The organism is Acerihabitans sp. (assembly GCF_036398755.1).
GTDB lineage: Bacteria > Pseudomonadota > Gammaproteobacteria > Enterobacterales > Enterobacteriaceae > Acerihabitans.
Genome location: NZ_DASWOM010000020.1, coordinates 1 through 14521, shown reverse-complemented (window position 1 = coordinate 14521; position 14521 = coordinate 1). Strand labels below are relative to the sequence as shown.

The following is a 14521-nucleotide window of genomic DNA, read 5'->3' as shown; positions in this document are numbered from 1 at the left end:
AGACGGCCACGCCGCTGACGCCTGTGTGGACAGGCTTTATAATCAACTGGATTGCTATGACCACGGTAAAAGATTCTCAGCCTGAACAGGCTTTACCCCTTGCCGCCTCCGGGCGGAAAGTGCTGGGCGCGGCCAGTCTGGCGCATTTATATCATGACGGCGCAACCGATATGCACTACCTGCTGTTCGCCGTGTGGCAACAGCAGTTCGGCCTGTCCATGATGCAAATCGGGCTGCTCAAGACGCTTTTTTCCGGCTCGCTCGCCGTTTGGCAAATCCCGGCGGGGGAACTGGGCAAATCCTTTGGCGAGCGCAGGCTGTTGATCGCCGGAACGCTGCTGTTGTCCGCGGCGTTGTTTTTATATGGCTTCTCAAGCGGCATCGTCGAACTGATGGCGTTGATTATCGTGGGCGGCATGGGCGCCAGCGTGCAGCACCCGCTGGCATCGAGCTATATTTCACACTATTTTAATGTCCGGCAGACCCGGCTGGCGCTCAGCACCTATAATTTTTTCGGCGACGTCGGCAAGTGCCTGATACCCAGCGCGATTTCCGGTTTGCTGTTGTTTATCGCCTGGGGGTCGTCGGTCCGGGCGATTGCGGTATTGGGCATCCTGGTGGCGGTCGGACTGCTGTTTTTATTGCCGAAAACCGTGGCCGGACAGCCCGGCGCGACGCCGGCGCCGGCGCCGGGCGGCGAAAGCGCCGCCTACGCCACCTCGCCGCGCGTGCCCGAGGCCAAACGCCGGTTCGCCTTTACATCCTTGTGCGTCATCGGCAGCCTGGATAACGCCACGCGCGCCGGCACCCTGACCTTCCTGCCTTTCTTACTGGCGGCCAAGGGGGCCACGCCGGCCGACATCGGTTTTGCCTTGACCACCATTTTCATCGGCGGCGCCTGCGGTAAACTGGTCTGCGGCGCGCTGGCGCCCAGGCTTGGAATTTTACGCACCGTGGCCGCCAGCGAAGTCCTTACCGCCGGCCTTATCATTGCCCTGTTGTTTACCCCGTTAACCGCCAGTTATCTGCTGCTGGTGCCACTCGGAATTGCGCTTAACGGCACCTCTTCCATCCTGTACGGCACCGTGGCGGAACTGGCCAAACCGGGCCAGCAGACGCGCGCTTTTTCCATTTTTTATACCATTTCCCTGGGCTGCGGCGCCTTGATGCCTATCGTCTATGGCGCCATCGGCGATCGTATCGGTATTGTCCCCGCGCTGAACATTGTCGCGCTGATGCTTATCGGCGTTTTACCGCTGTTGCTGCCGTTAAGGGTCATCTCCAAATAAATTTTACAGAGAGGCGCAATGGCAGCGGCCATCACCATTTTCATATTCACTATCCTATTGGTTATCTGGCAGCCCAAGGGAATGGGCATCGGCTGGAGCGCCACCCTGGGCGCCGGGCTGGCGCTCGCGAGCGGCGTGGTGCAGGTGGCGGATATCGCCGTGGTGTGGCAAATTGTCTGGAATGCCACCGCCACCTTTATCGCCATCATCATTATCAGCCTGCTGCTCGACGAATGCGGCTTTTTTGCCTGGGCGGCGCTGCATATCGGCCGTTGGGGAAACGGCCGGGGCCGGCGGCTGTTCAGCTATACCATCCTGCTGGGCGCCGCCGTTTCCGCTTTATTCGCCAATGACGGCGCGGCGCTGATCCTCACCCCGATCGTGATGTCCATGCTGCTGGCGCTGGGGTTCAAGCGCAGCACCACCCTGGCGTTTGTCATGGCGGCGGGATTTATCGCCGATACCGCCAGCCTGCCGCTGGTGGTATCGAACCTGGTGAATATCGTCTCGGCCGATTATTTTAAACTGGGTTTCAACGCCTATGCCTCGGTCATGGTGCCGGTCGATATTGCCGCCGTGACCGCCACCCTTATTACGCTACACCTGTTTTTCCGGCGCGAGCTACCGGCAAAATATGACGTCGCGCGTCTGCCGGCGCCAAGAGATGCCATTCGCGACCCGGCAACCTTCCGTACCGGATGGGTGGTGCTCCTGATGCTGCTGGGCGGTTTTTTCGGCCTGGAGCCGCTGGGCGTGCCGGTCAGCCTGATATCCGCCGTCGGCGCGCTAATCCTGTTGGTTGTGGCGAAAAAGGGCCGCGCCATCAACACCGGCAGAGTCTTGCGCGGCGCTCCCTGGCAAATCGTTATTTTTTCCCTCGGCATGTACCTGGTGGTGTATGGCCTGCGCAACGCCGGGCTGACCCACGCCCTGTCCGATCTGTTCAGCCGGTTCGCCGGCCATGGCCTGTGGATGGCAACGTTCGGCACCGGCTTGCTGACCGCGTTTTTATCCTCCATCATGAATAACCTGCCGAGCGTGCTGGTCGGGGCGCTCTCCATTGAAGGCAGTACCGCCACCGGCGTGATTAAACAGGCGATGATTTACGCCAATGTGATCGGCTGCGATCTTGGGCCTAAAATCACCCCCATCGGCAGCCTGGCGACATTGTTATGGCTGCATGTGCTGGCAAAAAAGGACTTGAGCATTTCCTGGGGATATTATTTTCGCGTGGGGATAGTGATGACATTGCCGGTACTGCTGGTGACGCTGGCGGCATTGGCCCTGCGCCTGTCGCTGCCGTTTTAACCACCGGCGCGGCCGGGAAACGTTTCGAAGCCGCGCCGGAAGATCAGTTTTTCATGATGGCATATCTGCCCGGCCCCACCAGCATGATAATCAGGCCGCCGAAGAAATAGAGCGCTTCCGTTTCCAATGCCCAGGCGCCGACGTCCGTCAGTTTATAAAAATGTCCCATGCCGACCAGCAGGGTGGCCACCAGCAGGTTAACGGCGACAATCAGTCCCGCCGGACGCGTTATAAACCCGAAAATGATCATGATTGGCGCGATAATTTCGCCGATATACGCGCCGTAGGCGATAAAGCCGGGCAAACCGTGGCTTTGCAATAAATCGGCAATCCAGCCGACGCCGTGCTGGGTTTTGGCATAACCATGAAACAGCAGCAAAATGCCAAAGGTCAGGCGTAGCAGCAGCTTACCCGCGTTGGGGCCATCCACGAAACGTGCAAATCCATTATTAAAAGCAGTAAGCATAAGGGTTATCTTCAATAATCGTTTAACGTAAGGCTACGTTACGCGTTATTACTTCCGGCATCTAATCAAATAAATTGACAAAGATAGTCAAAAAAGGACGTTGCGCCGGCATTCTTTGATCAGCCAATCCCGGCCTGATGCAAATCGTGCAGATTAAGCGCGCCGACCAACCGCCCCTCCGCGTCCACCACCGGCGCGGCGGTGATATGGTGCTGGTGCAGCGCCGCCAGCGCGGCACCGGCTCGCCACTCCTGCGGCAACCGATAGCCCGGCTGGGTCATGGCCTGCCCGACGGACTCGCCCAGTCCATGGCCTTTAACCAGCCAGCGGCGCAGGTCGCCGTCGGTAAATACGCCCGCCACCCGATTTCCGGCATCGCATACCGCCACCAGGCCCAGGCCGGTGCGGCTCAGTTCCAGCATGGCGTCCAGCACGCTGTCCTGCCGGTTGATCCTGGGCAAGCGGTCGTCGCGGCGCATCACATGCTGCACGCGGTTTAACAGACTGGCGCCCAGGCTGCCGCCGGGATGCGAGCGGGCAAACTGCTCGGCGTCGAACCCGCGGTAACGCATCAGCGCCATGGCCAGCGCGTCGCCGATCATCAGGGTATTCACCGCGCTCGAGGTGGGCGCCAGCCCCATCGGGCAGGCTTCCCGCTCCACGCCGATATCCAATACGCAGGCGGCGGCCTGCGCCAGCGGTGAATCTGCGTTGCCCGTGATGGCCACCACCGGGATGCCGCTTTCGGCCAGCAGCGGCAAAATCAGCCGCAGCTCCTGGGCTCGGCCGGAATAAGAGATAAACACCACCACATCCTGGCTGCCTATCATGCCCAGGTCGCCATGCAGCGCCTCGGCGGGATGGACAAAAAAGGCCGGCGTGCCGGTGCTGGCCAGCGACGCGGCAATTTTTTTGCCGATATGCCCCGATTTTCCCATGCCGGAAATCACCACCTTGCCCCGGCAGTCGAGCAATAGCCGGCAGGCGCGCGTCACGCTGCCGTCCAGGCGGTCGCGCATGCGCCGCGCTTCGGTTATCTCGATATCAAGCGTTTCCCGCGCATACTCCAGCAAGATGTCACTCATCCTCTTCTCCCACCAGCATCACCTCGATGCCCCTATCCCGCAGCGCGGTCAGATAAACCGGGTTGATACCGCGGTCGGTGATCAGCATATGCACGGCGCCCAGCTCGCAGACCACATTAGGACTTTTACGGCCGAATTTCGAGGAATCCACCAGCAGGATCAGCTGTTGCGCCGCGCGGCACATCGCCTGGCTGACCGTATGGACTTCGTTGAAGGTGGTCACGCCCGCGTTCAGGTCCACCCCATCCGCGCCGATAAATAATTTATCGAAACTGAAATGGGAAAACGCCGCTTCCGCCAGGCTGCCATGAAACGACGCCGAGTTTTTACGGTAGGTCCCCCCGGGCATCAGGATGGTCTGATCGTTATCCAACTCCACCAGTTCATTGACTATCGTCAGGCTATTGGTCATCACGGTAATATTGTTGAACTGCGCCAGGTAGGGCACCATCTGCAGCACGGTGCTGCCGGCGTCGAAGATCAGTGAATCGCCGTCGTTAATCAGGCCGGCGGCCCGGCGGGCAATCTGTTTTTTCTTGGCGGTATTGATATGCGTTTTGCGGTCGATGGGCTGATCGCCCTCCTCCCGGCTTAATACCACCCCGCCATAGGTGCGGATAACCGCCCCTTCCTTTTCCAATAAGGTTAAATCCTTGCGAATGGTGGTGCCGGTGGTGGCAAAACGGCTGGCCAGTTCCTCCACGGCCGTTTTACCGTGCGTTTGCAAGTGTTCCAGAATGGCCGCGCAGCGTTGCTTTGGTTTCATAACGATTTCCGAACCGACAGGTGAGATTACGTCCTGCCGAACATTATACCTTGAATATCATTCCAAATAAAAGGCGTTAGCTTTTAAAATGAAAATATCATAATGTCGGTTTTATCGCTAATGACAGCGCGATTTGCAATGCCGGATCTTTCGGGAACACCACATAGGGGATAAGCTGTTCTTTTGACAGGCCGATGAGCGCCGTCAGCCGCCGTGGCCGGGCAAATACCGTAATGCCGCGCAGCACAAAACCGTCGCACACCCGCTGTTCGCCATCAAAGACCAACGCCAGCACCACCCTGGCCTTAAAACGGCCGGCGGAGCGCCCCACGCCCACCGCGCCTTGCAGGCACAGGGCGTCAAAGGCGCGGTTAAAGCAGCGGATTTGCCATCCGCCCAGGATAATTTGACCCACCCAGGCCAGTACCGCGATGGACACCAGCAGCGCCGTTGCACTCATCCGTGGTTCTCCTCCAGGAATCATTGCCCCGCCGGAGGCTTCCGGCGGGGGCCGTCCAGTCAGAACATCACCTGCCCGCCGGTAATATTGATGGATTGCCCGGTACAGTAGGACGCTTTGTCACTGGCGTAAAACAGCAGCGTATTCAGCACATCCTGGTACTCGCAGCCGCGTTTCAGCGGGACTTTGTCGATATAATACTGTTCGACCTGATCCGCGCGCAGGCCGAGCTTTTGCGCGTACTGCGGCAACAGTGACTGGAACATGGGCGATTTAAGCAGATTACCCAACATCAGCGAATGAACGGTGATGCCGTACTCCGCCAAATCCAGCGCCAGCGATTGGGTCAGCCCCACGCCGCCGAACTTGGCGGCGCTATAACCCGAATTATGTTTACTGCCCACTTTGCCCGATTTGGAATTTATCTGGATAATCCGTCCGGCGATGCCGTCACGGATCATCAGTTTGGTAAACTCGCGCGCGCACAGGAAATAGCCCACCAGATTAACCTGCAATGATAAATCAAAATCCACCAGATTAAACTGGGTAATGGGCGCGGCCTTGGCCAGACCCGCGCTGTAGACCAGCAGGTTCAACTGGCCGAACTGCTGGTCGACCTGTTGCGCCAACCGCGTTACGCTCTCTTCATTCGTCGCGTCGACGCCAAAACCGAATGCCGTATCCTCACCCAGACGGGTGTTGATATCGGACGCGACCTGCCAGGCATGCTGCGCATTTAAATCGGCCACCGCTACCTTATAACCGGCCGCCGCCAATCCCGCGCATAAAAAAGCGCCGAGGGTTTGACCACCACCAATGACTACCGCAACCTGCTTCATAAACTGCTCCTGCATAGTAATAAATTAAGACAGAATGGCTAATACGCTGCCGACGGGAATATCTGTTGGGGTCGGCCCCGCGACATGGATGGTGCCGGGATATTCGGCCCGCGCCGCGCCATCAAACCGTATGGTGATATGGCCCAGTTCTCGCAGGTTGCTGGTCGCCACTTCGCCCACCGCCGTGATGGGGAACACCGCGTTCGCCAGGGTCAGGGTCTCACCGGCCCGCAGTTCCCCCTGCATATCGCCGTGACGATGGATAAAACAATAGGCTTCGATATCCTCCGGCGCACCTTCACGGAAGGTGATGAGCATATGGTCGGCCAGCGATTCGCGCGCGTAATCACCGACACGCGTAAAGGTGGTCTGGTAAATCGTCTGCATAAATACTCCCTGATTCGATAACTTTATTGATAAATAAACCCGGATACCGCCCAGGCCAGCAATACGGTGGGCGCGCCGGTCAGGAAGCGGCCGACCAGCACCGAAGGCACGCCAACCCTGACCGTATCCTGCTTGGCTTCGGCCAATGACAACCCGACCGGGATAAAATCGGCGGCCGCCTGGGCATTAATGGCGAACAGCGCCGGCAGCGCCAGATGAGGAGGAATATGACCCTGGCCGATCTGCACGCCGACCAGGACGCCGATAACCTGCGCGATAACCGCCCCTGGACCGAGAAAGGGTGACAACAGCGGAAAGGAGCAGATCAGCGCCAGCGTCACCAGGCCGATGGGACTGTTGGCCAGCGGCGTCAGGCCGTGGGCGATAAAATCCCCCAGGCCCGAGGCGATGATGATGCCGATAAGCGCCGAGACAAAGGCCATAAAAGGCAGGATGGTTTTCAGTACGGTATCAATGGTTTCACGCCCGGCCTGGAAAAACACCGCCACCACCGATCCCATGCCCATCCCGACTTTCGCCAGCAGCCCGTCGCTTTGTTCGGTGATCTTTTTACTGGTGTCGTAATCACGGCCGGCGGCTTTTGCCTGCGTCCCTTTGTCCTGGGCGCTCTCGCCTGTGGTCTGGGCACGGGGCAACCCGTCAACCGGCTGGGGATCTTCATCCGACAGCAGTTGGATATTCTGCTCACGCACGCCGGAGACATAAATGTCTTCCAGGATAAACTGCGCCAGCGGACCGGAGCGGCCGGTGGCATGGATATTGACCGTGGGAATGCGCCGTTTGGGGTAGATGCCGCAGCGCAGCGTGCCGCCGCAGTCTATGACCACCACGCCGATTTCGTCCACCGGCGGTTCACCCTCCTTGAACGCGTCCACGGTCGGCCAGCCGGTGAGCTGGCTGAGGCGATCGACAATCGCCGGACGCGTGCCCGCCGTGATGTACACCACTTTTTTGTCCGGCACGGCCTCAATCACCAGGGGCCCGCCCCAGCCGCTTTCGCCTTTCTCGATACGAATAAATTTATTCATCGCCCTCTCCTGGGATTACAAGCGAACCTGTTGATCAAGTTGGATATGCATTTTGCGTTCAAATATCGAGGTGGTCAGATCGGTTATCCACCCGCGGAAAAAATTGGTGAACATGCCGACCAGAAGGTAACTGACCGCCAACGGCCCCAACGGCAGGTTCAGGGTGGTCAGCCCGTTGGCGATGCCGAGATAGACAAACAGTTCGCCCGGGTTGATATGGGGAAACAGGCCGTTCATGGAGTGGCAGCTGTACGAGGCGGCGGCGTAATAGCTGGGTTTATATTTTTCCGGCATAAAACGCCCGAGACTCAAGGTCATGGGGTTGCAAAAGACAAAGGTGCCGATAACCGGCAGCAGCAGATACCGCGAGACCGGATTACCCGCGCAGCGCTGGGCCAGGCGTTCAATTCTGCTCTGGCCGACAAAGACGATCAGGGCGTTCATAATGACCAATAAACTGATAAGCAGCGGGAGGATGCCGGTCACCATGCCGACAAACACCGAACCGCCTTTTTGAAACAGGCCGATAAACCACTCGGCGCCGTGGGCGATCACGTCAATCATATTTTTCTCCATTTCAGGGTAAGAACCAGGGAAAGCACCTTTGTCGATACCGACGTCGACGTCTTTCACTGCCTAAGATAGGCGACTCACGTTATGGTTTGTTAGATATACATCACGTTTTGAAAGTTATTTCTTTTGAAATGAAATATTATCGATTGTTTTTGCGTTTCCAATGAAATATTTGCGGATGCTTTGCTGGAAAAGAGGGTCTGGTAAGACGCGGCGGCTCAAGGGGGAATGCGGCAAACATCCGCGTTATGAAGTAAAACCGATATTAGCGTCGCCCATCGACCGCGATGCGCAATGCAAGCCCCGCCAGCACGCTGGCCATTACCCAGCGCTGCAGGGTAAGCCATAGCGGCCGGGTGCCGAAAAAGGCGGCGATATGGGCCGCCGATAGTGCAATCAGGGCATTCACGCTGACGCTGATGATAATTTGCGTGAAACCGAGCAGCATCGACTGGCTCAGAATATGGCCGTTGGCCGGAATGATAAACTGCGGCAGCAGCGAAAGATAAAGTATGGCCGCCTTGGGATTTAATAAATTCGTCAGCAACCCCATGGTAAACAGCCGGCGGGCGCTGTCGCGTGGCAACCGCCTGACCTGGAAGGGAGACGATCCGCCGCGCCTTACCGCCCGCCAGGCCAGATAAAGCAGGTACAACGCCCCGGCAAAGCGCAATACATCATAGGCAAAGGGGACGGCCATTAATAACGCCGTAATGCCCAACGCGGCGAACAGCATATAGAAAACAAACCCCAGCGCCACGCCGCCCAGCGAAATCATGCCTGCTTTCGGCCCCTGGCAGACGGATCGGGAAATCAAATAAATCATATTCGGCCCCGGCGTCAATACCAGGCCCAGGGCGATGGCGGCAAAAGGCAGCAGTTGAGTATCCAGCATAAGGATGTCCGTCCGGCACAGTGGGGTTAATGTCCTGGTCATGATACGCAACAATGATCAGCGAAAACAGGGATTTCGTGGACGATCGCCGCCTGAAGGGCGTGTAGGCCGCCGCCTCTTGCCGACCGCCATAATCACGCGGCAAAATCCCCTTTTTAGGTAAAGATAACGAAAAGAGTGTTAATCGGACGTTACCGGGTTCTTCACAATGCGGCTATTACATGTAAAACTGAATGCGCTGAATTCATCAAAAAAATATAATCAATCCGGTCTGGTTTCGGAGGTGTCAATCCGGGAGAGGGCCATAGACAATTTTTCTTGGGCTTATTAATTTAACTCCAACCCTTTGGCGTAATCATGAATACTTCCAGCATTAAGGTGTTACTGGTTGAAGACGACGAACCCATGCGCATGGAGTTCGAGTCCATGGTATTAAGCCATCCCCGCCTGACACTGGCGGGAAGCGTCGCCACTCTCGGCGATGCATCGGCGTTGCTGCGCCATACCGTTGCGGACGTCGCCATTATCGATTTGGGCCTGCACGACGGCGACGGTATTGAGCTTATCAAATCATTGCAGCAGCAGGGATCGCGCACCGCGGTGCTGGTCGCCACCATCTTCGGCGACGAAGCCCATGTTATCCGCGCCATCGAGGCGGGCGCGCGCGGATACCTGCTCAAAGATACCTCCATTGATGAATTCGCCCGGGCGGTTGAACTGGTGCACGCCGGCGGCGCCCCCCTGTCACCGCAAATCGCCCGTCATCTGCTCAAAAGGTTCGAACCGGCGGAAAAATCCAGCGCCGCGCTACGCCCCGACGGCCTGACGGCGAGGGAAATCGATATTCTCCGGCATATTTCGCAGGGATTTACCGTGGCCGAATCCGCGCGCATGCTGAATATTTCAACCCATACCGTCGCCACCCATATCAAGAATATCTACAGCAAACTGGCCGTTCATAACCGCGTGGAAGCCCTTATCCAGGCACGGAATCAGGGCCTGATTTAATGGGCGCACGCCAACGGCGGCGATGGGCATGGCTGGCGCTGGCGCTGCTGCTGGGCTCCGCCTGGCTTGGCTGCGCCGCTGCCCAGCCCGCCACCGCGGCGGCGGCGGCGGAGAAAATCCTGCTGCTGGATCGCGCGGAATTTATCTACAGCCGCGATGCCACGCCACCCACGCGGCATGGCGCCACGGTGGCGTTGCCGGATAACTGGCGCCTGCGGCTGCCGGCGTTTAGCGGCATTGCCTGGTATCGGCTGGACTTTCATCTTGACGCGCCGCCGGCGCGGCCGCTGGCCTTATACCTGCCGCACCTTTCCGTGGCCGGCGAAGTCTGGCTTAACGGATCGCTGCTTAACCCCGGCGTGCGTTTTAACGATACCAGCGGCCGGCACGTGGTGCCGATGAAGGAATCGCCATTATATATCGTGCTGCCCGCCGGGTTATTCCACAGCGGCGACAACCAGCTGGCCGTCAGGCTGGAAGGAGACAGCGCGCTGCGCAGCGGCCTGTCCGCCATCCGCCTGGGGCCGGCGCTACCCCTGCGCGACCAGTGGTTTGAACGCTATCTGCTGCAGGTGATTGTCCCCTATGTCCTTCTGGTGCTGATTGCCGGTTCGCTGTGTTTCCTGGTGGCCTACACCTGGCGGCAAAAACGCCTGTTTATCATTCAGTTTGCCCTGTTGGCATCAATGACCACGCTGCTCGCCTATCTCGCCGACCTGACTATTCCGCTGGGCGCACAGGAAGCCCTGCGGGTTATCATCACCACCGTCATGTACTGGGCGCTGTGCGTGGCGGGTTATCGCCTGTGCGGCGCGCGGCTGCGCTGGTTTGGGCCGTTGTTGCACGGGGTTACCCTGCTGACGGTGGTTGTTGTGCTGGCGCTGATGATTCTCGGCGAGGCGACCGATCGCGCCTGGCTGATAACCTGGCCCCATGTGCTGCTGCGGCTGGTGCCCATCGCCCTGCTGCTGGCGCGGGGCTGGACGACCCGATCCGTTAAACTTATCGCGCTGTCGCTGACCGCGCTGATATGGACGCTGAGCGTTGCCCAATCCTACCTGATTATTATGGAATGGCTGCCTTGGGACAGCTTTCGCTGGAGTTTTGTCGGCGCCCTGCCTTTTTGTTTTGTCATGATCTATTTCTTTGCCGAGAGGTTCATCATCGATCGCGAAGGCAGCCAGATTGAAAAACGCGCGGCGATTATCGCCGAACGCGCGCGTATATTGCAGGACATGCACGACGGCATGGGCGCGCAGCTGATTACCGCGCTGCGCCTGGCGCGCCGCAGCGATACCGACCCCGAGGAGCTGGCCCGCCATATCGAGGAGTCGCTGCAGGATCTGCGCTTGATTATCGATTCGCTGGATCTGACCGAGCACGATCTGCTGCCGCTGCTGGGCAATCTGCGCTTTCGGCTCCAGCCGCGCCTGAGGGCGCTGGGGATTACGCTTGAATGGGATGTGGCGCCCATCCCGCCGTTGAATTACCTGACGCCGGCCTCCGCGCTGTCCATACTGCGCATTGTGCAGGAAGCCATCAATAATGCGTTGCAGCATGCCCAGGCTTCCCGGATCCGGATCGAGGTCAAACCGCTGGGCGAGGAGGTGCTGGTCCGGGTGTCCGACGACGGCCACGGCATGCTGCCCGATATCATCCGCCCCGGTTCGCGCGGGCTGGCGGGCATGCGCGCGCGCGCCGGCAAGCTGGGCCTGCGCCTGACGATAAGGGGGGGACCGGGCGGCACCGAAATTGTGTTATATCTCCCTTTTTTGGGCTAGCATCTTTATTATACTTTAAATAATACCGTAAACAGGGGATGCATACCCGCCGATAGATGCGTACACTTTGCGTCAGTAGGATGCTGGCCGCCGCGCATTTCGCGGGGTATTAGGGGCATGCTGCGTATTCTGCACGTCATATTAATAAACACACAGCATAGTATATTACGTTATTATTGCACTAGGTGATAAAATGCAAATCATTTTACCAGTAATAGGGTTGATCTTGTTAATGGCCTTAATGGTATTTTCATTATTAATGCATCAAAAAAATAAAAGTAAAACAAGATTGCCTAACAGATATACTGAAATCAAAGCCAGGAAAAGACTGCGCTTATTTCATTAAATATAGGATTATCCCTATTAATAAAAAGCTATTTCACCCGTCAAAGCCACAGGGTGAAATAGTTTTTTTATCGGGCCTCCGCCCGCCGTCATTGCGCATTGCGCCGTCCCCTCCCCCAACCCGCGTCCCTAGTCATCCGCCACCGCCATAGATCCAGTGCATTGCAGGGTAGCGTTTGCGCTTCAGTTTCCTTAAGATGAGGGTATCTGCTGATGGCACATTATGCTGTACATTTCTTATAGGGCTTAATTAATGGAAACGATTCTCAGGCACCTTCCGGTCAACCAACGTGTGGGTATTGCCTTCTCGGGAGGCCTGGACACCAGCGCCGCGCTGCTGTGGATGCGTCAGAAAGGCGCGGTGCCTTATGCCTACACCGCCAATCTGGGCCAGCCGGATGAGGATGATTACGACGCCATCCCGCGCAAGGCGCTGGCCTACGGCGCGGAAAAGGCCCGCCTTATCGATTGCCGCCGGCAGCTGGTGGCGGAAGGCATCGCCGCGCTGCAGTGCGGCGCCTTTCACAACAGCACCGCCGGGGTGACCTACTTCAACACCACGCCGCTGGGCCGCGCCGTGACCGGCACCATGCTGGTGGCCGCCATGAAAGAAGACGGGGTCAATATCTGGGGCGACGGCAGCACCTATAAAGGCAACGATATCGAGCGCTTTTATCGTTACGGTTTATTGACCAACGCCGAGCTCAAAATCTATAAACCCTGGCTGGACACCGACTTTATCGATGAGCTGGGCGGACGCCATGAAATGTCTGAATTCATGGCCCAGGCCGGCTTCGATTATAAAATGTCGGCGGAAAAAGCCTACTCGACCGATTCCAATATCCTCGGCGCCACCCATGAGGCCAAGGAACTGGAGTTCCTGAACTCCAGCGTAAAAATCGTCAATCCCATCATGGGGGTCAAATTCTGGGACGAGGCTGTGCGCGTGCCTGCCGAGGAAGTGACGCTGCGCTTCGAACGCGGCCTGCCGGTGGCGATTAACGGCGCCACCTTCAGCAACCAGGTTGAGCTGATGCTGGAAGCCAACCGGGTTGGCGGCCGCCACGGCCTGGGCATGAGCGATCAGATTGAAAACCGCATCATCGAGGCCAAGAGCCGCGGCATCTACGAAGCCCCCGGCATGGCGCTGCTGCATATCGCCTACGAACGCCTGCTGACCGGCATTCACAACGAAGACACCATCGCGCAATACCATGCCAACGGCCGCCAGCTGGGCCGCCTGCTTTACCAGGGGCGCTGGTTCGATTCCCAGGCGCTGATGCTGCGCGACGCGTCGCAGCGCTGGATTGCCAGCGCGATTACCGGCGAAGTGACGCTGGAACTGCGGCGCGGCAACGATTATTCCATCCTTAATACCGTCTCCGATAACCTGACCTATATGCCGGAGCGCCTGACCATGGAAAAAGGCGATTCCGTATTCTCGCCGGAAGACCGTATCGGGCAGTTGACCATGCGCAACCTGGATATCGCCGATACCCGGGAAAAACTGATCGACTACATGAGCACCGGCCTGCTGTCCGCCAGCGACAACAGCGGCTTGCCGCAGCTACAGGATAAAACCGGCAAATAAATCATGATTTTTGCTGATAACCGGCGCTGTATTATCAGCGTTGGTTATCAATCGTAGCGCCGGCCGCCGTCAATACTGACGGTAAAACGCCTTTAACCGATTATTATTTTTTAATTACCCCGCTATTTTATTTACAGTTAATTAAGTTTCCATAAAACCCGATTTATTTTACTTAGCGTCTTTTTTCGCGTATTAAAGCCATGGTTTATTATTCGAAGAAACAGGCGCCATGACGACAGAATTCAATCCCATTACATCACACCGGTCAATATGTGAAAATACGGCTGGCATGAGTCGGGCCAGTACCCCGTTAACCCACCGGTTAGCCGCTATCAACAACGTCAATACCCATTCAGGTATTAATGGCACCTCGCACACGAGCACGCGTCCGCCGGTCCTTGCCGCTACTGCCCGCGGTTTGGCCACCGCAAGTCTCGCGAGTTATGCCCCATTATCAAACGTCCCCGACCCAGACGCCGTATTTTGCGAAACTGGCGAGGCATGGTTGGATCAGGCCGTCGCAAAACCGGTTAAAAACCTCTACCGCAATCCCGTGGCGAAGAATGGAGCCTGCCCTCCCACCTATCAGGGCGGCACCGGAAGCCATGTCATTTATAACATCAAGCTGAAAACCTATATCCGTGACACGCTGCTGACGGAAGTTAACCGTCACGGCAGT

Annotated in this window: 15 protein-coding genes; 6 read left to right on the top strand and 9 right to left on the bottom strand. The window is 57.7% G+C overall.

Annotation, left to right across the window (positions count from 1 at the left end; all coding sequences use genetic code 11):
• Positions 1–56 precede the first annotated feature (56 nt).
• Together VGC33_RS04030 and arsB are read left to right on the top strand one after the other, a co-directional pair.
• Positions 57–1289 carry an MFS transporter gene (locus tag VGC33_RS04030; RefSeq protein WP_331119305.1) on the top strand — a complete coding sequence of 411 codons (1233 nt, stop codon included), beginning with the start codon at positions 57–59 and terminating at the stop codon, positions 1287–1289.
• Positions 1290–1307: 18 nt separating this feature from the next.
• Entirely contained in the window at positions 1308–2597 is a 1290-nt protein-coding gene (gene arsB / locus VGC33_RS04025) for an arsenic transporter (protein WP_331119303.1), read from the top strand.
• Between the two features lie 43 nt (positions 2598–2640).
• Here arsB and VGC33_RS04020 read toward each other — a convergent pair whose 3' ends face one another.
• The 9 genes from VGC33_RS04020 to VGC33_RS03980 form a co-directional block, all read right to left on the bottom strand.
• The gene (locus VGC33_RS04020) at positions 2641–3063 is read right to left on the bottom strand and encodes a DoxX family protein (RefSeq protein WP_331119301.1); all 423 of its coding nucleotides are present in this window, start codon (positions 3061–3063) and stop codon (positions 2641–2643) included.
• Positions 3064–3182: 119 nt separating this feature from the next.
• The gene (gene gutQ, locus VGC33_RS04015) at positions 3183–4148 is read right to left on the bottom strand and encodes an arabinose-5-phosphate isomerase GutQ (RefSeq protein WP_331119299.1); all 966 of its coding nucleotides are present in this window, start codon (positions 4146–4148) and stop codon (positions 3183–3185) included.
• Positions 4141–4914: a glucitol operon DNA-binding transcriptional repressor SrlR gene (srlR, locus tag VGC33_RS04010; RefSeq protein ID WP_331119297.1), complete on the bottom strand. Its 774-nt coding sequence runs from the start codon at positions 4912–4914 to the stop codon at positions 4141–4143. The genes gutQ and srlR overlap by 8 nt, the downstream gene beginning before the upstream one ends.
• A 97-nt stretch (positions 4915–5011) precedes the next feature.
• Entirely contained in the window at positions 5012–5374 is a 363-nt protein-coding gene (gutM, locus tag VGC33_RS04005; RefSeq protein WP_331119295.1) for a transcriptional regulator GutM, read from the bottom strand.
• 59 nt (positions 5375–5433) lie between these two features.
• Positions 5434–6213 carry a sorbitol-6-phosphate dehydrogenase gene (gene srlD, locus VGC33_RS04000; RefSeq protein WP_331119293.1) on the bottom strand — a complete coding sequence of 260 codons (780 nt, stop codon included), beginning with the start codon at positions 6211–6213 and terminating at the stop codon, positions 5434–5436.
• 24 nt (positions 6214–6237) lie between these two features.
• Positions 6238–6600: a PTS glucitol/sorbitol transporter subunit IIA gene (gene srlB / locus VGC33_RS03995; RefSeq protein WP_331119290.1), complete on the bottom strand. Its 363-nt coding sequence runs from the start codon at positions 6598–6600 to the stop codon at positions 6238–6240.
• Between the two features lie 23 nt (positions 6601–6623).
• Positions 6624–7649, bottom strand: a complete 1026-nt coding sequence (srlE, locus tag VGC33_RS03990) for a PTS glucitol/sorbitol transporter subunit IIB (protein ID WP_331119288.1) — start codon at positions 7647–7649, stop codon at positions 6624–6626.
• Between the two features lie 15 nt (positions 7650–7664).
• Positions 7665–8213 (bottom strand): PTS glucitol/sorbitol transporter subunit IIC, encoded by a 549-nt coding sequence (gene srlA / locus VGC33_RS03985; RefSeq protein WP_331119286.1) that lies wholly within the window; start codon positions 8211–8213, stop codon positions 7665–7667.
• A 274-nt stretch (positions 8214–8487) separates the two neighbouring features.
• Complete coding sequence (locus tag VGC33_RS03980; RefSeq protein ID WP_331119284.1) at positions 8488–9117, bottom strand: LysE family translocator; 630 nt, start codon at positions 9115–9117, stop codon at positions 8488–8490.
• Between the two features lie 357 nt (positions 9118–9474).
• Between VGC33_RS03980 and VGC33_RS03975 the strand changes: the two genes are divergently transcribed.
• The 4 genes from VGC33_RS03975 to VGC33_RS03960 form a co-directional block, all read left to right on the top strand.
• A complete protein-coding gene (locus tag VGC33_RS03975; RefSeq protein WP_331119282.1) occupies positions 9475–10125 on the top strand; it encodes a response regulator in 651 nt (216 codons plus the stop codon).
• Positions 10125–11906, top strand: a complete 1782-nt coding sequence (locus VGC33_RS03970) for a sensor histidine kinase (RefSeq protein ID WP_331119279.1) — start codon at positions 10125–10127, stop codon at positions 11904–11906. Before VGC33_RS03975 ends, VGC33_RS03970 begins: the two co-directional genes overlap by 1 nt.
• Before the next feature lie 598 nt (positions 11907–12504).
• On the top strand, positions 12505–13842 hold the full coding sequence (gene argG / locus VGC33_RS03965; protein WP_331119277.1) for an argininosuccinate synthase: 1338 nt from the start codon (positions 12505–12507) through the stop codon (positions 13840–13842).
• Between the two features lie 229 nt (positions 13843–14071).
• Positions 14072–14521, top strand: a 450-nt coding sequence (locus tag VGC33_RS03960) for a hypothetical protein (protein ID WP_331119275.1), incomplete at its 3' end; no start/stop codon positions are given.